Origin of the sequence: Nannocystis pusilla (genome assembly GCF_026626665.1) — a bacterium.
GTDB lineage: Bacteria > Myxococcota_A > Polyangia > Nannocystales > Nannocystaceae > Nannocystis > Nannocystis pusilla.
Genome location: NZ_JAPNKE010000002.1, coordinates 9,109,303 through 9,127,350, shown reverse-complemented (window position 1 = coordinate 9,127,350; position 18,048 = coordinate 9,109,303). Strand labels below are relative to the sequence as shown.

Annotated in this window: 17 protein-coding genes; 11 read left to right on the top strand and 6 right to left on the bottom strand. The window is 73.2% G+C overall.

Annotation, left to right across the window (positions count from 1 at the left end; all coding sequences use genetic code 11):
• The first annotated feature begins 17 nt into the window (after window positions 1-17).
• Both OV079_RS40310 and OV079_RS40305 read left to right on the top strand, forming a co-directional pair.
• Window positions 18-953, top strand: coding sequence for a nucleoside hydrolase (locus OV079_RS40310; RefSeq protein WP_267775003.1), 936 nt, complete (start codon window positions 18-20; stop codon window positions 951-953).
• 46 nt (window positions 954-999) lie between these two features.
• The gene (locus OV079_RS40305) at window positions 1,000-1,851 is read left to right on the top strand and encodes an MBL fold metallo-hydrolase (RefSeq protein ID WP_267775001.1); all 852 of its coding nucleotides are present in this window, start codon (window positions 1,000-1,002) and stop codon (window positions 1,849-1,851) included.
• 75 nt (window positions 1,852-1,926) lie between these two features.
• Here the strand turns inward: OV079_RS40305 and OV079_RS40300 are convergent, their stop codons facing one another.
• The 3 genes from OV079_RS40300 to OV079_RS40290 all read right to left on the bottom strand — a co-directional run bounded on the left by OV079_RS40300 (window position 1,927) and on the right by OV079_RS40290 (window position 7,793).
• A complete protein-coding gene (locus tag OV079_RS40300) occupies window positions 1,927-2,667 on the bottom strand; it encodes a hypothetical protein (protein ID WP_267774999.1) in 741 nt (246 codons plus the stop codon).
• A gap of 80 nt (window positions 2,668-2,747) precedes the next feature.
• The gene (locus tag OV079_RS40295; protein WP_267774998.1) at window positions 2,748-3,254 is read right to left on the bottom strand and encodes a GNAT family N-acetyltransferase; all 507 of its coding nucleotides are present in this window, start codon (window positions 3,252-3,254) and stop codon (window positions 2,748-2,750) included.
• A 45-nt stretch (window positions 3,255-3,299) separates the two neighbouring features.
• A complete protein-coding gene (locus tag OV079_RS40290) occupies window positions 3,300-7,793 on the bottom strand; it encodes a serine/threonine-protein kinase (RefSeq protein ID WP_267774997.1) in 4,494 nt (1,497 codons plus the stop codon).
• Window positions 7,794-7,909: 116 nt separating this feature from the next.
• On the opposite strand from OV079_RS40290, the gene OV079_RS40285 reads away from it, so the two are divergent.
• From OV079_RS40285 to OV079_RS40270, 4 genes are all read left to right on the top strand, one after another.
• The gene (locus OV079_RS40285; protein ID WP_267774996.1) at window positions 7,910-8,941 is read left to right on the top strand and encodes an aspartate-semialdehyde dehydrogenase; all 1,032 of its coding nucleotides are present in this window, start codon (window positions 7,910-7,912) and stop codon (window positions 8,939-8,941) included.
• A 7-nt stretch (window positions 8,942-8,948) separates the two neighbouring features.
• Window positions 8,949-10,049, top strand: coding sequence for a 6-phosphofructokinase (locus tag OV079_RS40280; protein WP_267774995.1), 1,101 nt, complete (start codon window positions 8,949-8,951; stop codon window positions 10,047-10,049).
• Window positions 10,050-10,116: 67 nt separating this feature from the next.
• Window positions 10,117-10,452 (top strand): hypothetical protein, encoded by a 336-nt coding sequence (locus OV079_RS40275; RefSeq protein ID WP_267774994.1) that lies wholly within the window; start codon window positions 10,117-10,119, stop codon window positions 10,450-10,452.
• Window positions 10,449-11,750 (top strand): tRNA dihydrouridine synthase, encoded by a 1,302-nt coding sequence (locus OV079_RS40270; protein ID WP_267774993.1) that lies wholly within the window; start codon window positions 10,449-10,451, stop codon window positions 11,748-11,750. The genes OV079_RS40275 and OV079_RS40270 overlap by 4 nt, the downstream gene beginning before the upstream one ends.
• On the opposite strand, the gene OV079_RS40265 is transcribed toward OV079_RS40270, so the two are convergent.
• The 3 genes from OV079_RS40265 to OV079_RS40255 all read right to left on the bottom strand — a co-directional run bounded on the left by OV079_RS40265 (window position 11,716) and on the right by OV079_RS40255 (window position 14,242).
• Window positions 11,716-11,904, bottom strand: coding sequence for a DUF1328 family protein (locus OV079_RS40265; protein WP_267774992.1), 189 nt, complete (start codon window positions 11,902-11,904; stop codon window positions 11,716-11,718). The two genes, OV079_RS40270 and OV079_RS40265, sit on opposite strands and share 35 nt — an antisense overlap.
• A gap of 433 nt (window positions 11,905-12,337) precedes the next feature.
• Window positions 12,338-12,535 (bottom strand): hypothetical protein, encoded by a 198-nt coding sequence (locus OV079_RS40260; protein ID WP_267774990.1) that lies wholly within the window; start codon window positions 12,533-12,535, stop codon window positions 12,338-12,340.
• 471 nt (window positions 12,536-13,006) lie between these two features.
• Entirely contained in the window at window positions 13,007-14,242 is a 1,236-nt protein-coding gene (locus tag OV079_RS40255) for a CapA family protein (RefSeq protein ID WP_267774989.1), read from the bottom strand.
• A 151-nt stretch (window positions 14,243-14,393) separates the two neighbouring features.
• Between OV079_RS40255 and OV079_RS40250 the strand changes: the two genes are divergently transcribed.
• The 5 genes from OV079_RS40250 (at window position 14,394) to OV079_RS40230 (ending at window position 18,041) form a co-directional block, all read left to right on the top strand.
• Window positions 14,394-15,284: a hypothetical protein gene (locus OV079_RS40250; protein ID WP_267774987.1), complete on the top strand. Its 891-nt coding sequence runs from the start codon at window positions 14,394-14,396 to the stop codon at window positions 15,282-15,284.
• Window positions 15,285-15,414: 130 nt separating this feature from the next.
• On the top strand, window positions 15,415-15,996 hold the full coding sequence (locus tag OV079_RS40245) for a hypothetical protein (protein WP_267774986.1): 582 nt from the start codon (window positions 15,415-15,417) through the stop codon (window positions 15,994-15,996).
• Window positions 15,997-16,132: 136 nt separating this feature from the next.
• Entirely contained in the window at window positions 16,133-16,657 is a 525-nt protein-coding gene (locus OV079_RS40240) for a hypothetical protein (RefSeq protein ID WP_267774984.1), read from the top strand.
• Between the two features lie 161 nt (window positions 16,658-16,818).
• The gene (locus tag OV079_RS40235) at window positions 16,819-17,229 is read left to right on the top strand and encodes a hypothetical protein (RefSeq protein WP_267774983.1); all 411 of its coding nucleotides are present in this window, start codon (window positions 16,819-16,821) and stop codon (window positions 17,227-17,229) included.
• Window positions 17,230-17,501: 272 nt separating this feature from the next.
• Window positions 17,502-18,041: a peptidoglycan-binding domain-containing protein gene (locus OV079_RS40230; protein ID WP_267774982.1), complete on the top strand. Its 540-nt coding sequence runs from the start codon at window positions 17,502-17,504 to the stop codon at window positions 18,039-18,041.
• Window positions 18,042-18,048: the final 7 nt, after the last annotated feature.

Genomic DNA, 18,048 nt, shown 5'->3' with positions numbered 1-18,048 from the left:
GCGAAGAGCGAGGCCCGATGATCGACGTGGTTTGGGACATGGAGACCGGAGACCCGGACGACTTCCTCACGCTGCTGCTGCTGCTCGGCCACCCGCAGGTCAACCTCAAGGCCGTCGCGGTCACGCCCGGCACGCCCGACCAGGTCGGCGTCGTGCGCCGCGCGCTCGAGTGGTTCGGCCGCGACATCCCGGTCGGCGCGCACAACCTCGATCATCAGCCGCGCTCGGTCCGCGAGCAGGGCGACCCCGGCGAGGGCCGACACGGCCCGCGCGGCGTGTGCGTGTCCTCGTGGCACTACAAGGCCTACGGCGACATCCCGTCGTCGCGCGACGCGGCGCCTGGCGGCGAGGTCCTCCACGCGCACTGCGACGAGTCGACCACCCTCGTCACCGGCGCGCCGCTCAAGAACCTCGGCGCCGCCATGCGCCTGCCGAACTTCCGCGTCGGCCGCCTCGTCGTCCAGGGCGGCTTCGCCGGCGAGGGCGTGGTCCCGCCCGAGCGCCAGCTGGACAAGTTCCGCGGCCTCGTCACCTGCCCGACCTACAACCTCAACGGCGACCCGCGCTCGGCCGAGGCCGCGCTGGTCCACCCCGGCATCGGCGTGCGCCGCTTCGTCTCCAAGAACGTGTGCCACGGCGTCTACTACGACGCCGCCATGCACACCGCCGTGGCCGCGGTGAAGCACCGCAGCCCGTCGCTGCAGCGCATCTGGCAGGGCATGGAGGTCTACCTCGACAAGTCGCCCGAGGGTAAGAAGTTCCACGACCCGCTCGCGGCCTGCTGCGCGATCGACGAGGCGATCGGCGAGTGGGCCGAGGTCGAGCTGTTCCGGGCCCGCGGCGGCTGGGGCTCGCGCCCGAGCCCGGGCTCGAACACGTGGATCATCACCGGCTACGACCACGACCGCTTCGTGCGCACGCTGCTGGCCGCGGGCGCCGAGCCATCTGTTTGAAAGGACAGGTGAAGGCGGCGCGCTGCTGTGCTACAAGCTCAGCAGCGTGGAGGTCGCGCGCACCACACACGGGCCCTTCGAGCGGCTGTCGTTCGCCTTCGACACGCCGACCGGTCGCAGCCAGCACTCCGTCTACCGCCTCGGCGACACCTTGATCGACGCCGGAGGCATGGTCGCCACGGCCGAGCTGCTCGCCCTCCTGCGCGAGCGCCCGCCGCGGCGGATCGTCTGCACCCACCAGCACGAGGACCACGTCGGCAACATCGCCGCGATCCGCCGCGTCTTCGGCGACCTGCCGGTGTTCGTCCCGCGCCACCACGTCCCGATCGTCACCACGACCGCGCGGATCCCCGAGTACCGCGCCATCTTCTGGGGTCACCCCGAGCCCAGCGGCCCCGTCGAGCCGTACGACCCCGGGGCTGTCTTCGAGGACAGCTCCGTCGCCCTCGAGGCCGTCCTCACCCCCGGCCACACCCCCCATCACATCACCTTCGTCGCCCGCGACGGCGCCGCCACCTACGCCCTCACCGCCGACCTCTACACCTCGCGTCCGCTCGAGGGCTGGTTCGAGTCGGCCGCCGACGACATGGTCGCCTCCCTGCGCCGCGTCGCCGCTCGCGCCCCCGACCTCGTCGTGCTGCCGACGCACGGCCGGATCAAGCCCGACGGCGCACGTGTCCTTTCGGACATGGCCGAGTGGATCGATCGCGAGGCCGAGCGCGTCCGCGAGGCCGCCGACCGCCTGAGCACCCGCGACCCGCGGGCCCTCGCCGCCGCCCTCTATGCCGACCTCGGACCCGACATCGCCGACCTCGGCTCCGGCGGCGAGATCTCCCGCGCCGGCTTCGTCCGATCGATCCTCGATCCGAACCGCGGCCTGCCCGTCACTCCGCCCTGAGCCTCGCTCACTGCCGCGGGTCGCGGATCGACAGGATCTTGATCCGGTCGTCCTCCTGCATCAGCTCGAGCTTCATCAGCCGCACCGACCGCTCGCAGTTGAGGTGGATGAACGTCCCGCGCACGCTGACGAGGTCGGGCTCGCCGAGCGAACAGTCGCCGTGCTTCGAGCGCACGTCGAGCAGGAACCGGCGGATTTTTTCTTCATCAATTTCTCGCTGAAGCTGCGGCGAAACAGCGCCGGGTCCCACTGGTCGTAGAGCCGCATCACCGTCTCGGCGGCCTCGCGCACCGGCTCGGCGAGCTCGATGCCCCGCGCGGCCATCATGAGGCCCGGGATCTTGCCGGTCTCCGGCGACAGGGAGAACTGCGCCTCGAGCTGCCCGTGCTCGCACGTGTAGCGGTAGCGCACGGAGTCGTCCTTCACCATCATCGGCTCGCCGGCCCCGCACTCGCCCACGCGGGCCCGCAACCACTGCACCCACTCCTCCAGCCCCGCCGACGGTTTTTCAAAGAGACCCGCGGCCGCGTCGAGGTCGAACTCGTTGAACATCGCGATCACCTGCGCCGCCGCCTGCGCCTGGTCGTGGCTCGGCGGTTGCGGCACCTGCGACAGCAGCTCGACGAGCCCCTCGGTGAAGTTCTCCAGACGCCGATTCAATAATGGCGAGACCTCCCCGGCCTCCGTCACCGTGCCGTACGCGGGGTGTGACTCGCTCTCGGCTCGTGGTCCTGCGCCCTCGGTCGTCGAGCCGTCGGCCGTCGACGGCGATCCGCCGGCGAAGAAGATCACCAGCCCGAGGCCGACCAGCGACATCACAATCAAAGTCAGTCGTAAGCGCATATTCTTTAAAATATCCGATGTCGTTGCCGGCCACGAGCCCGGCCCAGCCGAGCTCAGACAGGTCGGGCCATGAACGTCCGCCGACTCTCGTCGAGCCCGCGGGCCACGTGCTCGCGCCGGATCTCCGCGAGACCCTCGGTCAGCGCGTCGTCGGCGATGTCCACGAAGCCCAGGCGCCGGTAGTACGGCGCGTTCCATGGCACCTCGCGGAACGTCGACAGCGTCAGGCGGACCAGGCCCGCCGCTCGCGCCCGTTCCGCGGCCGCATCCAGCAGCGCTGCGCCGATCCGCCGGCGCTCGAACGCCGGCAGGACATCGATCTGCTCGATGTAGAGGCCGTCCTCGACGGGGCGGAACATCACGAACGCCACCGGAGCGCCCTCGCACTCCCCCGCCAGCAGCCCGCCGCTGGCGATCCGCGCCGCCAGCACCGCCGCGGGCGAGGGCTCGTCGTCCACGATCTCGTCGATGATGCCGACGAAGCGCCGGGCCGACGCGCGTTCGATGCCGCGGATCGCCTCGATCTCGGCGAGGCGGGCGGGGCGGATCGCGTAGGTCATATTCACGTCTCTCGTATCAAGGATCGCGGTGCGGGATCCACCGAGTCACGGCCCTGCGAGCGCGGCCAGCTCGGGTCGGGCGCGGACGATGTCTTCGACCAGCAATGGCATGTCCGACGCCGCGCGGGCCGCCGCCACGTGCTCCGCCGCGCGCGTGCGATCGCCCTCCTCAGCCGCCAGCGACGCCAGGTCGAGCAGCAGCATGCTCGCGCGCAGCGACACTGCCAGGTCGGCGCGGCGGTACAGCTCGAGCGCCCGGGTAAAATCCTCGCGCGCCGCCGCCGGTCGGCCCGCGCGGCGCTGCAGGCGGGCCCGCCAGCTCAGCAGGTCGCCCGCGCGGGTCATCGCCGCCGCTCCGCTGCCGACCGGCGCCAGGCGCTCGGACGCCAGGCCCGACAACATGTCCAAAAAGCCAGGTGCCACCCGCGGGTCGCCCTCGTGATTGACCGCCGTGTTGCGCCACGCCTCGGCCAGCAGGTCGAGGTAGCGCGGCTCCGAGATGGCCCGAAGGACAGGTCCGACCTCCGCATGGTACCTGCGCAGCAACGTGTGCAGCGCCGCGCGAGCCGTCGCGTCCTCGCTGTCGAGCAGCGCCTGCCACAGCGGCGCCGCCTCGCCCGCGCGGCCGGTGCGGCCCAGCAGCAACGCCTGCAGCGCCTGCTCGCGCGGCCCCGCCGGCCCGGCCGCGGCCAGCGCCGCCAGCGTCGCCACCGCGTCGCCCTCGATCGCCGCCGCCAGCAACGCCGCGCGCTGCGGATCGCCCGCGGCCGGCTCCACGATCCGCGCCCCGCGGATCGCCACGTGATGCACCTGCGCCACCAACCACGCCGGCACATCGGCCCCCGCGCGCAGGCGCAGCCGATAGCGCCCCGGCGGCCCCAGCCGCGTCGGCAGCGGCTCGCGCAGCGTCCGCGACTCGTCGCGCTCGAGGTCCGTCAGCGCGCAGCCGAACTCGCCCAGCGGCGCCACCGCGAACGCCCGCAGCCGCGCCCGCGAGCGCACCGCCGGGTCCGGACTCAGCAGCGACGGCGTGTGATTGACGTAGTGGACCTGCCCGCCCGCCTGGCACTGGTACTCGCGCAGCGTCGGCTGACCGCCGCGGCTGGTCCCGTGCGTCCTCATCGCCAGCCGCAGCACCGGCCGGTCCGGCTCGGCCTCGGGCGCCAGCTCGAGCACCAGATTCGAGCTCCACTCGCTGTGCTCGACCGTGACATCCATGCTCACGTCGATCGTCTCGCCGTCCCACTCGAGCGGCAGCTCCGCCAGCACCCCCGCGCTGGCCGTGCGGATCTCGAGCGCCTGCTCGAGCGGCCTTCTGCGCAGCGCCAGCGGATCGCCGATCGTCCACGCCGGCGCGAGCGGCCGGTCGAAGTCGATGTCGATCGGCGGGTGCTCGTAGGTCGCCCCCACCAGCCGCTCGCGCTGCCTCAGCAGCTCGGCCGCCTCGCTCGCGGCCAGCCCCGGCCGCGTGCGCAGCGACTCGAGCGCCCGCAGGGCCCGGTCGTACTCGCCGAGCCGCAGGTGCGAGCGGAACGCCCCCTGCAGCGCCGCGGTCGCCTCCGTCCCCTCGCCCGCCTCGCCGTACAGCGACAGCGCGGCCCCGTCGTCGCCCAGGCGCTCGCGCAGGCGCGCCGCGTCGAGCAGCGCCTGCTCGCGCAGCTCGCCCGGCGGGCTGCGCCGCGCCAGCGCCTCGTAGGCCTCGGCCGCCTCGGCCCACAGGCCCAGCCGGCGCAGGTCGTCGGCTCCCACGAACGCCCGCCGTAGCGCCGCGTCGCTCACGGATGACCGATCGGCCATGTCTTCGAAGACAGGCCCACGCACCGCCAGCCGCTCCTCGCCGGCCCCCAGCAGCCACAGCTCGGCCGCCCCGGTCGGCGCCTGCACCCGCGCCAGCAGCTCCTCCGCGGGATCGTCGTCGAGCTGCGCCAGCCGCAGCACCTCGATCCCGTCGAGCACCGCCGGCACGAACCCGCCGCGCTCGTCCTGCAGCTGGATCACCGAGTGGAACGACCCCCGCTCGTAGTACTGATTGACGAAGTCGCCGCGGCCGTCGCCGTCGACGTCGCCGACCAGCGGCTGCTGGTGGACCCCGTCGGCCCGCGCGCCCTCGTGCGCGCGGGCGAACGGCACGTGGGCGCGGCGGACCAGCCCGTCGCCGGCCAGCGCCAGCAGGTACGTCCCCGCCGGCGCGCCGTGCGGCTCGTCGGCAGGGAACACCAGCGGGTTGGGCTCGCGGTGGAACACCTCGGCGACCACCCGCGCCTCGCCCTGGCCCGCGCGCAGCGCCCCCAGCCCGAACACCTGGCCGATCTTGTCGCGCGCCACCGTCACCAGTTCGCCGGTCCCCGGCGCCAGCCGGAGCACGCGCACGTCGTAGGCCCGCCAGCCGCCGAACGCCGCCACCAGCTCGTCGCGCCCGTCGCCGTCGAGGTCGGCGACGAGCATCGAGTTGACGACCGACTCGACGCTGTCGCCGACGTCGTAGACGACGCGATGGGTGAAGCCGCCGCTCCCATCAGGAACGAGGGCGGAGATCTGGCACGAAGTACCTGTCCCGACGTACAGCTCGCGAGCGCCGTCGCCGTCGAGGTCGGCCGCGGCCGCGGCGAACATCTGGTCTTCGGGCCAGGTGAAGACCCGCTCGAGCCCGCCGCCGGCCTTCGCGGCGTACAGCGCCAGCCCGTCCTCCCACGCGATCGCCTGGCCGGCCAGCGGGTCGACCACCTCGACGCGGACGGTCCCGTCCGGGAACGCGTGCTGCCACTTCGGCGCCAGCGCGGCGTCGGCGGTCGCCGCGTGCAACACCGGCGCGCCGGCCCCCTGCGCGAGCAGCCACACCTCGTCGCCGACGCGCCCGAACACCTGCCGCACGTCGGTGAACGGCGCGCGCCGGGCCGTCGCCAGCGCCTCCGCCAGCGCGCGCTTGGGCCCGGTCAGCCGGCTCGCGGCCGCCGCGAAGTCGCGCCGGGCGAGCGCGACGTCGCCGCGCACCGACGCCAGGGTCAGGTCGCCCGCCGCCTCCGGGTGGCGCTCGTCGAGCAGCGCCAGCACCTGCGCCAGCCCGTCCCACGCCAGCTCCGCGCGGAACAGCCCGACCAGCCCGAGCAGCGCCTCGCGGCTGTCCTTTGGGTCATGTGCCAGCGTGAACGCGCGCGCGTGGGCCGAGATCGCCCCGCGCCGATCGCCGTCCTCGCCGCGCCGGCCCGCCTCGGCCAGCCACGCGCGGGCGATCGCTCGTGTGTCCTTGTGGACAGGTTCCTCGAGGAAGCCGGCGAACAGCCGCTCGGCCGCCGCCCGGTCGTGGTCCGCCCGCGCCTCGGCGATGCGCGCCTCGAGCTCGGCCAGCGCCGCGGCCGCGTCCTCCTCACGCTGCTCGCGACGCCAGCGCTGCTGCAGCCCTGCCACAGCAGCGCCCCCGCGATCACCACCGCCGCGGTCACCGCCACGACCCCCGCGACCCGCAGCCGACGTCGCCGCGTCGCCCCCGGGTCGTGGTCGAGCGCGGCCAGCAGCGCCGCCATGTCGGGGAACCGCGCTTCTGGCCGAAAGGACAGGCCGCGCCGCAGCGCCGCCGAGATCGGGGCGGGCACCGCCAGCGTCCGCGGGCCCGACTCGAGCGTCGCGTGCGAGATGGCCGCCAGCACCTCGGTCGCGTGGCCGCCGGAGAACGGCCGCACCCCGTGCAGCGCCTCGTACACCGCCGCGCAAGCTGTACTGATCGGAGCGCGCGTCGGCCTGGCGACCGAGCCACTGCTCGGGCGACATGTACGCCGGCGTGCCGAGGATCGCCCCCGTGCGCGTCAGCAGCTGCTCCGTGCTGCTGAGCGGCGCCCCCGACCGCGGCTGCGGCGACTCGCCGCGCGCCGCCACCAGGCCGAAGTCCAGCACGCGCGCGCGGCCGTCGGCGCCGACCAGCACGTTGTCGGGCTTGAAGTCGCGGTGGACGAGGCCGGCCGAGTGCGCCGCCTGCAGCCCGCGACCGGCGTCGATCAGCGCCGGCAGCAGCTCGTGCCAGCGCGCCCCCGCCTCGCGCCGCGCACAGGTCCACGCGCGCAGCGTCGGCCCGTCGACGTACTCCATGGCGATGAAGACCTGGCCGTCGCTCTCGCCGACGTCGTGGATCTGCACCACGTTCGGGTGCGACAGCTTGGCCAGCGCCTTGGCCTCGCGCAGCACTCGCGCCAGCAGGTGGCTGTCGTCGCGGTCGCTGCGGACCATCTTGATGGCGACGATGCGGTCGAGCAGCTCGTCGTAGGCGGTGTAGACCACGCCCATCCCGCCGCGGCCGAGCACGCGCAGCAGGGTGAAGCGACCGAGGCGGATGTCGGCGGGCAGCTCGTCGTGCGTCGCGTCGCCCGGCTTCGGCGAGCCCTCGCTCGTCAGCGTATCGGCCTGGCTGATACGCGACGGCTCTGCCGAGGCCGGCCGGACCTCGGCGGTGTCACTCACCCGCTCGCTCACCCCGCGAGTATGCCCGTCACCCGCGACGCGCCGAAAGTCGGGGTCGTCGGGCGGGCGCCGGGCGGGCGCCCTCAACATGTCTTTCTCGACATGTCTTTCGGGTCACATGTCCGACGACCGTCCGCACGGCCTCGCCGGGCCGTTCCCCGCGGAGCGCGCGCGGGCAGGCGACCCGTGTTACACTGCCGCGCACAATGCGGGTCTGCATCCTCGGCGCCACCGGCCTCGTCGGCCGCGAGCTGCTCCACCTCATCCCGCGCGCCTGGCCGGGCGCGCAGCTCGCCCTCCATGCCAGCCGCGACCAGGAGCTCGAGGTCGACGGCCGCCGCTTCGAGGTCAAGGCTGCGACTCAGCTCGACGCGGTCGACGCGACCGGCGGCGAGCTGGCGTTCGTCGCGCTCGACGACGAGCACAGCGCCCGCTACGTGCCGCGGCTCTTGGCCCTCGGTTATCGGGTGATCGACAAGTCCAACGCCTACCGCGGCGACCCGGCCGTCCCGCTGGTGGCCGCCGGCGTCAACGACGGCCTCGTCGCCGACGAGGTCCGCCTGGTCGCCAACCCCAACTGCACCACCATCCCGCTGACGCTCGCGCTCGCCCCGCTGCGCCGTCACTTCGGCATCCGCGGGCTCGCGGTCTCCACCTACCAGGCCATCAGCGGGGCCGGCATCGCCGCCCTCGACCAGTTCCTGCTCGACGCCCAGGTCGGCTACGCCGCGCACAACCGCCTCGGCGCAGCCTTTTCGCCCTCGGGGTACGCAGGCAACACGGTCCCGCACAACGGCAAGACCGACGACAGCGGCTTCTCGGCCGAGGAGCGCAAGCTCATGATCGAGAGCAGCAAGATCCTCGCCTTCCCCGACCTGCCGATCTCCGCCCAGGCCTGCCGCGTCCCCGTCGCCGTCGGCCACTACGAGCAGGTCTGGCTGACCTGCGAGCGCCCCGTCAGCCTCGACGCAGTCGCCTCCGCGTGGGCCGGCGGCGCCTTCCTCCGCGTCGTCCCCACCGCCGACGGCGCCGGCCTGTCCGCGCTCGCCACCGTGCACGAGCGCGACCTCGCTCTGGTCGGCCGCGTCCGCGTCGTCCCGCACGACCCGACCACCGTCTGCTTCACCGTCGCCGCCGACAACCTGCGCCTCGGCGCCGCCACCAACGCGGTGCGGATCGCCGCCCGCTGGTTCCCCGCCGTCGACCCCACCCTGCAGGCCCCGGGCAACCTGCCCTGAAGGACAGATGCCGACCCCTCCGCGCAAGCTTGCGATCGCGACCGGCGGCGGCGACTGCCCCGGCCTCAACGCGGTGATCCGCGCCGTCGTCCTGCGGGCCCACGCCGCCGGCCTCGAGGTGCTCGGCGTCGAGGACGGCCTCAACGGCCTGCTCGAAGGGACAGGTGCCACCGTGCGCGCGCTGACCCCCGTCGAGGTCGCGCCGATCCTCGGCCGCGGCGGCACCATCCTCGGCACCACCAACCGCTGCAGCCCGTTCGCCTGGCGCGACCCCGACGGCGCCACGCGCGACCGCGGCGACGAGCTGCTGGCGCGGGCCCGGGCGCTCGGCATCGACGTCCTCATCAACGTCGGCGGCGACGGCTCGCAGGCGATCTCGCTCGAGCTGGCGCGCCGCGGCCTGACGGTCATCGGCGTGCCGAAGACGATCGACAACGACCTCGACGCGACCGTCGAGACGTTCGGCTTCGGCACCGCCGTCCAGGTCGTGACCGACGCGCTCGACCGCCTGCGCACCACCGCCGAGTCGCACGACCGCACCATGATCCTCGAGGTCATGGGCCGCCACGCCGGGTGGATCGCCCTGCACAGCGGGATCGCCGGCGGCGCCGACGTCATCCTCATCCCCGAGCTCCCCTACGCCCCGGCCCACGTCGCCCGCGACCTCCAGCGCACCTTCGCCAGCGGCCGCCACTTCGCCCTCGTCGTCGTCGCCGAGGGCTGCGCCTGCGTCGGCGGCGAGGTCACGCATCGGCCGGTCGCCTCCGGTCGCCTCGGCCCGTCGTCGATCCTCGGCGGCGCCGGCCAGCGCGTGGCCGAGGAGATCGCCGCCATCGTCCCCGAGCTCGAGCTCCGCGTCACCGCGCTGGGTCACATCCAGCGCGGCGGCACGCCCACCGCCTACGATCGCCTGCTCGCCAGCCGCCTCGGCGTCGAGGCCGTCGAGGCCGCCTTGCGCGGCGAGCGGAGCGTGCTCGTCTCGTCACAGCCGCCCGACATCCGCACCGTGCCGCTCGAGCTCGCCGTCAAGAAGATGCGGGCCGTCGACCCACAAGGTCAGCTCGTCGCCCACGCTCGCGGCCTTGGCATCAGTTTCGGCGACGCCTGATCGCCGGTCGGCCGATGCGCGATCTTGGTTGCGGGCCGACGCAAGCCGCGCCATCCTCCCGCCTCCCATGGACGGAATCAGTCAGGCGATCCTCGAGCACGCGGACGGTGCCGGCACCCGCGGCGTGGCGATGGGTCAGCTGGTCGACGCGCTGGTCGGCCGCGGTTACACGCCCGAGGCGGTCGAGCAGGCGATCTGGGCCCTGCTCGGCGCCCGTCGCCTGACGCCGAGCGGCTTCCTCTGCCGGCAGCTGCGCCGCCGCGACCCCTTCGGCGAGATGGTACAGACCCGCTGCTACGAGCTGCTGCTGGCCCCGTGGTCGAGCGAGCTCGACCACCAGCTCGACCTCGACCTCGCCACCGACGGGGCCGAGGTCGACGACGAAGACGACCCCGAGCGATGACCATCGGGGCCTGCGAGCGCTTCGCCGCCGACCCCGGCCGGCGCGTCGCCGAAGCTGTCCTCGAGGACATGCGACGCGACAGCGCCGCCCGCTGGTCCGCGACCTGGGGCGAGCGCCACCGCGTCGCCGCGCGCCCCGGCGAGCCCGGCCTCTACCTCGCCCTCGCGCCGATGGACGGCATCACCGACGCCGTCTACCGCCGCCTGCTCACCGACCAGTTCGGCGGCGCGAGCGGCATCAGCCTGTGCGTGTCCGAGTTCGTGCGGGTCACCCGCGACCCCGTGCCCGCGGCCGTGCTGCTGCGCGACGTCCCCGAGCTCGCCCGCGGCGGTCACACCCGCGCCGGCGTCCCGGTGTACGTGCAACTACTGGGCGGCGACCCCGAGCCGCTGGCCGAGACGGCCCGCCGCGCCGCCGAGCTTGGCGCCCCCGGCATCGACCTCAACTTCGGCTGCCCGGCCAAGACCGTCAACAACCACGACGGCGGCGCCAGCCTGCTGCGCGCGCCGCAGCGGATCCGTGCGATCGTCGGCCGCGTCCGCGACCGCGTCCCCGAGCACATCCCGGTCACCGCCAAGGTCCGCGTCGGCTGGGACTCGAGCGACGGCCTCGAGGAGATCGCCGTCGCCGCGGCCAGCGGCGGCGCCGCCTGGCTCACCGTCCACGCCCGCACCCGCACCCAGCTCTACCAGCCGCCGGTGCGCTGGCCCGACCTCGCCCGCGCGCGCGCCTCGATCCCGATCCCCGTGGTCGCCAACGGCGACCTGCGTGTCCCCGAGGACCTGTCCCATTGCGCAGCCCAGAGCTGCTGCCACGCCTTCATGATCGGCCGGGCGGCGATGGCCCGTCCCGACCTGTTCGCGGTCATCCGCGGCGCGCGCCAGGACCGACCGCTGCCGCTCGCCGAGCTGGCCGAAATCTGCGCGACTACCACGCCGCGATGCGCGACGACGGGCTGGAGCCGGGCCGCGCGGTGGCCCGCGTCAAGCAATGGCTGCGCCTGGCCGCCCAGCTCGACCCGCGCTTCGAGCCGCACTTCCACGCGACCAAGACCGCCGCCGCCTGGCCGCCCATCGCCGCCCACCTGGACGGCATGGCCGACGCGACACCGTAGCCCATACGGGCCGCGCGACGTAAAAAACCCCGCGCAGGCCGTGTGTCGAGTCCTGCCTGCGCGGGGGTGCTGCGTCTGCTTGTACGAACGAATGGAAGTTTACGGTGCGGCGCCGCGAGGGCCGCGACGTCGCGCAGGAGTCAGCGCTGTCACCAGCCCCGGACGAACCCCAGGCCCAGCGTGACGAGGGCGGCGAACAGGAACACCAGGAACAGCATGCGCGCCATCCCGGCGGCCGTGGTCGCCGTGACCTTCGGGGCGGTACTCGTGTATCCCGAGAACCCCAGCGCCCCTGCGAGGAGCGCGAGCGTCAAGAAGCTGACCGTCCAGATGAGCATCCTTCGCCTCGCGTCTTCGCACTTTTCATGAAACGGTCCGCCGGACCTGTCAAGCGCGCTACCGAACTCGAGTCACTCCGTCGCAGCCGGCGCACCACGCGAAGCCCCCTGACGCATTCTTGATGTTCGATGCGTCATGCCCGTTCAGACCTGGCCCTGCGATCCACTCGCGCCCGCCGGCCGCCCGACGCGTCGAACCGCTCGATCATCGCCGCGCTGGTTCGCATCGTCCCACCTGTTCCCCGCGAGAATCGTCGCGTCCTCGCTCGCGCTGCGAAGCTCCTCCCACCTTCAATGCGAGGCGGCGCGGAGAACTTCGCACCCGCGATGTATCACAGCGAAGATCGACGGGTTGCGAGGCCTTCGCGCCACCGATCCTCGTGCTGCGAAGAGCGTCGCGTATTCGATGTGCGCCGCGGAGATCGTCGCGTCGTCACCCGACTTCACCGGGACGATGCGTCAATCCCGAGTTCGCTTCCGGCAGGCTCCGACTCCGCCGCTCCGCACCACGCCGCGCGACGATCGCCATGAGAAGGGCCCCGACACCCGCCGTCGCGCCAAGGACGACGAAGCTGGCCTCCAGCAGCAACAACAAGGCCAGCGCACCGGCGACACCGGCCATCGAGAGCATGAGCGTGGCGCCGGACGGCCCTGGCACGACGGCGCTTCGCGGCGAGTCGGCGCCGGTCGTGGCAGCACGCATTCGCGCTTGCCTTCGCACATATCGCTCGACCAGACCCATCATCAAAAAAGACATCAGGACCCCGGCTGCAAGGAGACCCAGGCCGGAAGGCCCCAATACACCTGCAACAGGCTGACCATCAGCGAGACGGGGAGCAAGAACAAAGTGAACGGTAGAAGCAGGCGCTGAGCGTCCCAGGAGTTCCAGAACCAGAGCGTCGGTAAGACGCCCAGGAGCTGGGGTCGACCCAGCAGCGATCTCCGCGCCGGGACGTTCCGTTCAGCGTCTCGGTCCGCGCTCAAGTACCGTCACCGCCGCAATCGGACAATGTGGGGCAGCGGGACCTTTTGCTCGCCACATTCATCGAGCAGTGGGCCCTCCTGCAAGTCTCGCCGCACCGCCGTGACACCGGCAGCCTTCTCACCCGCTCGCCGCGCAGTCGCCCCGCAGCACCAGGTCTTCGCCGCTCGCCTCGAGCTTCGTCCCCTGCGCCTCGCTGAGCGACAGCATGCGCGCGCGGACCGTCTTGCCCATCCCCTTCGTCGCCGGCACCGGGTGTTTGCTCGGCGTCCTCTTGATATAGGCAGGGTGGAACGTCAGCGTCTCGAGGCACGATTTGCCGGAGAAGCGCGCCCGCAGCACCCCGGTGAGTCTGGGGATCTCGTGGGTGTTTTCAAACAGGAAGTTGCCCAGCGAGTACGCGATCGCTTTTTTCCCGTATTGCTCGATCCCCTGAAGCACGTGCGGATGGTGCCCCACCACCAGATCGGCCCCGCGGTCGAGCAGCGCTCGCGCCTGCCGCTGCTGATGGGCCCCGGGCGCGTCGGCGTACTCCTCGCCCCAGTGGACGAACACGATGAGGAGATCATGGGTCGCTCTGGCCCCGTCGATCAGCGGCCCGAGCGTCATTTCAAAATCGTTGGTGGACAGGAACGGCAGCTCGGGCGTGTTCGGGAACTGCGGCGCGTTGCGACGCGACGTCACCGCGATCAGCCCGATCTTCCACCCGCGGCGCTCGAAGGTCTCGACGCGGAACACCGGCGGCTCGCTGCGCGACGCTCCGAGCGGCACGATCCCCAGCTCATCGAGGATCTTGGGCGACTGCAGCAGCCCCTCGGCCCGCTGATCGAACGAGTGATTGTTGGCCAGGCTGAGCGCCGCGAACCCGCCGTCGACCAGGTGCTGCGCCATCTCCTTCGACGCCCCGAACGCGAACTTCGCCCCGATCGGGCTCTTCACCGGCAGCTCGTACACCAGCGGCGTCTCGAGGTTGCCGATCAGCAGGTCGCTGCGCATCGTATTTAAAATATCGTCGAACGGCCGCTCGCCTTCGCCGACGATCGGGTCGAAGCCCGCCGTCCGGTAGCGGCCGAAGATGATGTCGCCGACGAAGGTGATCTCTAGCGGCTCGCGCGCTGCCGGGGCCGCCGCCACGGGCTCGGGCCGCGCCTCTTCCTGGCTGTCCTCCGGGACAGGTTCTTCCGTGCGCCGCGGCCCTGCCGGGCGACTGTCCTCCGGGACAGGTGCAGGCGCCACCGCCGGCGACGTCGGCTGGGCCACCGTCGCGCTGTCGCGCCCCGCCCCCGAGCACCCCGACAGACCCGGGACGGAGGCGAGAGCGACGAGAGCAGCGACGACGCGAACCAGTCCGGGCACGGCGGGCGGAGTTACGCCCAAACTCCTGGCCGAAGCAAGAGATCGGCGCTTGCGCCGTCCTCGCCGCGAGCCGCCTGCAGGCCGTCTCCAGCCGCTTCGGTCCGTGCGCGATCGCTCCCCCTCGCCTCCCCCCTTCGCTACACTGCGCCCCGTGCCTCTCGACGCCGACCGACGCCGTGCCGCGATCTTGCTCGGCCTCGTCGGCCTCGTCGCCGCCGTCGAGTGGATCGCTGCCGCCCGCGCCTATCGCTCGGTCCTCGATCCCGCCGACTGGGACACCGCCGCCACGGCCCTCGCCGCGCTCCCGTCCGACGAGCCCGTCGTGCTCGCCGACGACTGGCTCGGCCCCGTCGCGCGTCGGCACCTCCTCCCGCTGCAGCGCTCGCTCGGCCGCCCCGACCTCCACGGCGCCCCGCGCTTCCACGTCCTCGCGCTCGGCGAGCCGCTCACCCCCGACCTCCGCGCCGACCTCGGCGACCTCACGCCCGAGTCGCTCGGCGCCGACGACCTCGGCCCTCTCGCCCTCCACCACTTCGCCGCGCCTTCGGGACATGTCCTGTGGGACATCCTCGATCAGCCCGCCCTGCTCGCCGCCGATCGGGCCGGCGCCTGCCGCAAGGCCCCGCGGACCTGGGCCTGCAAGCACGGCCGCGCCACCGTCCGCTACGCCGAGATCGGCTACCGCCCGCGCCGCTGCCTGGCGATCGACATGAGCGACGGCGCCGCCTTCGAGCTGCGCGGCCGCGTCGAGCTCGGCGCGCGCCTGCGCGGTCACCTCGGCTTCTCCGACTTCAACGGCCGCCTGCGCGACGACGCCCCCGCGGTCGTCGAGCTCGAGCTCGACGGCGTCCCGCGGGCGCGCTGGCTCGTCAGCGACAACCAGGGCTGGGCCGCCTTCGAGCTCGCCACCACGCCCGGCCCCGCCGAGCTCACCGTACGCGTCACCAACCTGCTCGCCGGCACCTTCACCCCCGCCGGCTACGACCCCGACACGCGCCGCGTCCCCTGCCTCGACCTGCGCGCCCTCACGGAGCCCGCGTGACCCGTCGCCTCCTCGCCGCACGGGCGCGACGAGCCCGCGCAAACGCTCGCCTTCACCCCGCCCCTGGCGTACGGGCGCGACGAGCCCGCGCAAACGCTCGCCTTCACCCCGCCACGCCCACGGAGCTCGCGTGACCCGTCGCCTCCCCGCGCTCCTCGCCGTCGCGCTCGGCCTCGCCGTCGTCCTCCTGCTCGCCCGCGGCCACCGCGACGTCGGCTACGTGCGCGACGAGGGCATCTACTTCCACGCCAGCCGCGCCTACGCCGACTGGGCCGTGCGCGGCCTGCAGTCGCCCTCCGTCCTGTTCGACCGCGCCGCCCGCGACCGCGCCTTCGCCGTCAACCACGAGCACCCCGCCCTGATGAAGCTCGCCGGCGGCCTGTCCGCGCGCCTGTTCTCCGCGCCAGGTCCCGAAGGACAGCCGCCCGAGGCCCGCGCCCCCGCCGGACTCCTGCCGCTCATGCCCGAGGGCGCCGCCATGCGCCTGCCCGCCCAGCTCCTCGCCGGCCTCGGCGTCGCCCTCCTGTTCTTCGCGGGCGCCGGCCTCGCCCGCTCCAAAGACATGTCCTCGGAGACAGCCACGACCCTGCCGCTCCGAACCCGCCCCCTCCGGCCTCCGCGTCCTCACCCGCTTCCGACCTGTCCTCCGGGCCAGCATCGTCCTCTCCGGCGTCCGACCTGTCCTCCGAGACATTCGCCCTCTCCCCGCTGATCCCCGCCGCCCTGGCCGCCCTGTGGTTCATCGGCCTGCCGCACGTGTGGGTCCACGCCGGCCTGCACTGCTTCGACGTCCCGGTCGCGGTCCTGACCCTCGCCGTCGTCCTGTGCTACCGGCGGGCGCTCGCCTCGTGGCGCTGGTCGTTGTTGCTCGGCCCGCTCCTGGGCGTGGCGATTTCACTAAACACAACGCCCTCTTCATCCCCGTCCTGCTCGGCCTCCACTACCTCGCCTGCCTCGCCCTCGCCGGTCGTCGCCCCAGCCGCGGCCAGCTCCTGCCGCTGCCGTTCCTCAGCATGGCAGTGCTGGCGCCGCCGACCGTCCTCGCCCTGTGGCCGTGGCTGTGGAGCGACCCGCTCGTGCGCCTCGGCGAGTACGTCGAGTTCCACCGCCTCCACGCCTACTACAACACCGAGTACTTCCACATCAATTACAACCAGCCGCCGCTGCCGTGGAGCTACCCGTTCGTCCTCACCTGGGCCACCGTCCCGACCGCCCTGCTCCTGCTCGCCGCGCTCGGCCTCGTCCTGGCTGTCCGCAAGGACCTGTCCGCAAGGCCATCTGACGACATCCCTCCCGCGCGCTTCACCGCCCCCTGCGCGGCCACCCGGCGCGCGACGGCCTGCTGTGGGCGCTGTTCGGCCTGTTCCCGCTGATCCTCATCAGCCTGCCGACGATCCCCATCTTCGGCGGCACCAAGCACTGGCTGACCGCCTATCCCTTCCTCGCCCTCGCCGCGGCCTTCGCCTACGTCACCCTGTGGCGCGCCCTGGCGCCCACCGGCCGCGCCCGCCACCTGCCCGCCGCCCTGCTGCCGTTGCTGCTGGTGCCCGCGCTGTGGAGCACGATCCACGGCCACCCCCACAACCTGTCGCAGTACGCCCCGCTCGCCGGCGGCGCCCGCGGAGCCGCCGACCTCGGCCTGCTCCGCGGCTTCTGGGGCAGCTCGGTCCTCCCGCTGTTCGAAGACATGTCCCAGCGGCCAGGTCCGCTCTACGTCCACGACCTCCACGAGCTCGCCCGCCTGCAGTACGAACGCGAGGGCCGCTGGCCCCCCGGCGTCACCGCGGCCCCGCTGTCGCGCGCCCGCACCGGCCTGCTGTTCCACGAGCGCCACATGCTCTCCAACGAGGTCGACCTCTGGAACCATTTCAATAACAGCGCGCCCCTCGACGTCGTGACCCTCGACGACGTCCCGCTGACCAGCCTCTACGCCGGCAGCAAGTGAGACGCGCCTTCGGACATGTCTTGAAAGACATGTCCATTAAGACATGTCTCGATGGCCTGCCCGCGCGGCGTGCCCCCGGAGCAGACCGTCGCACGGCGCGCTCGCCCGCGCGCCCGCGACCCCGGAGGCGCCCCCTCTCGCGGCCGCCCGCGGGCTTGCCCGCGCCCCGTCGTCGCGCGCACACTGGGGCCGATGGCCCACTTCCACACCGTCGAACCCGGCGAGTGTCTGCTCAGCGTCGCCGACCGATTCGGCTTCTTCCCCGACACCCTGTGGAACGCCCCCGAGAACGCCGAGCTGCGGCGCACGCGAGCCCGCGCGAACCCCTCGTCCCGGGCGACGCGGTCTTCATCCCCGCCCCGCGCGAGAAGCGTGCCGACGCCCCCACCGACGCCCGCAGCGTATTCAAGCGGCGCGGCGTGCCGGCGCAGATCCACGTGCGGCTGCTGCGAGACGGTCAGCCCTGCGCCGGCGTCGCCTACACGCTGGCGATCGGCGGGCTGGAGCTGCACGGGCAGACGTCGCCGTCCGGGCAGATCGAGCACTGGCTCGCCACGACCGTCCGCACCGCCCGCCTGACCCTCGCCACCGGTGAGGTCTACGAGCTCGCGGTCGGCCGCCTCGAGCCCGTCAGCGAGGAGCGAGGCGTGCGCGGCCGCCTGTGCGGCCTCGGCTTCCTCGCGGCCCTCGACGCCCCGACCGCCGACCTCGAGACCGCCCTGCGCCAGTTCCAGGCGGCCGCGCAGCTCCCCGTCACCGGCGCGATCGACGACGCCACGCGCGAGCGCCTCGTCGCCCGCAACGGCTCCTGACCCGCTT

Excerpts from the sequence above, each read along its gene's own strand:
- OV079_RS40310 (WP_267775003.1), top strand. The coding sequence starts at position 18 with ATGATCGACGTGGTTTGGGACATGGAGACCGGAGACCCGGACGACTTC.
- OV079_RS40300 (WP_267774999.1), bottom strand. The coding sequence starts at position 2,667 with ATGTCGCTGGTCGGCCTCGGGCTGGTGATCTTCTTCGCCGGCGGATCG.
- OV079_RS40295 (WP_267774998.1), bottom strand. The coding sequence starts at position 3,254 with ATGACCTACGCGATCCGCCCCGCCCGCCTCGCCGAGATCGAGGCGATC.
- OV079_RS40290 (WP_267774997.1), bottom strand. The coding sequence starts at position 7,793 with ATGTTGAGGGCGCCCGCCCGGCGCCCGCCCGACGACCCCGACTTTCGG.
- OV079_RS40285 (WP_267774996.1), top strand. The coding sequence starts at position 7,910 with ATGCGGGTCTGCATCCTCGGCGCCACCGGCCTCGTCGGCCGCGAGCTG.
- OV079_RS40280 (WP_267774995.1), top strand. The coding sequence starts at position 8,949 with ATGCCGACCCCTCCGCGCAAGCTTGCGATCGCGACCGGCGGCGGCGAC.
- OV079_RS40275 (WP_267774994.1), top strand. The coding sequence starts at position 10,117 with ATGGACGGAATCAGTCAGGCGATCCTCGAGCACGCGGACGGTGCCGGC.
- OV079_RS40270 (WP_267774993.1), top strand. The coding sequence starts at position 10,449 with ATGACCATCGGGGCCTGCGAGCGCTTCGCCGCCGACCCCGGCCGGCGC.
- OV079_RS40265 (WP_267774992.1), bottom strand. The coding sequence starts at position 11,904 with ATGCTCATCTGGACGGTCAGCTTCTTGACGCTCGCGCTCCTCGCAGGG.
- OV079_RS40260 (WP_267774990.1), bottom strand. The coding sequence starts at position 12,535 with ATGCTCTCGATGGCCGGTGTCGCCGGTGCGCTGGCCTTGTTGTTGCTG.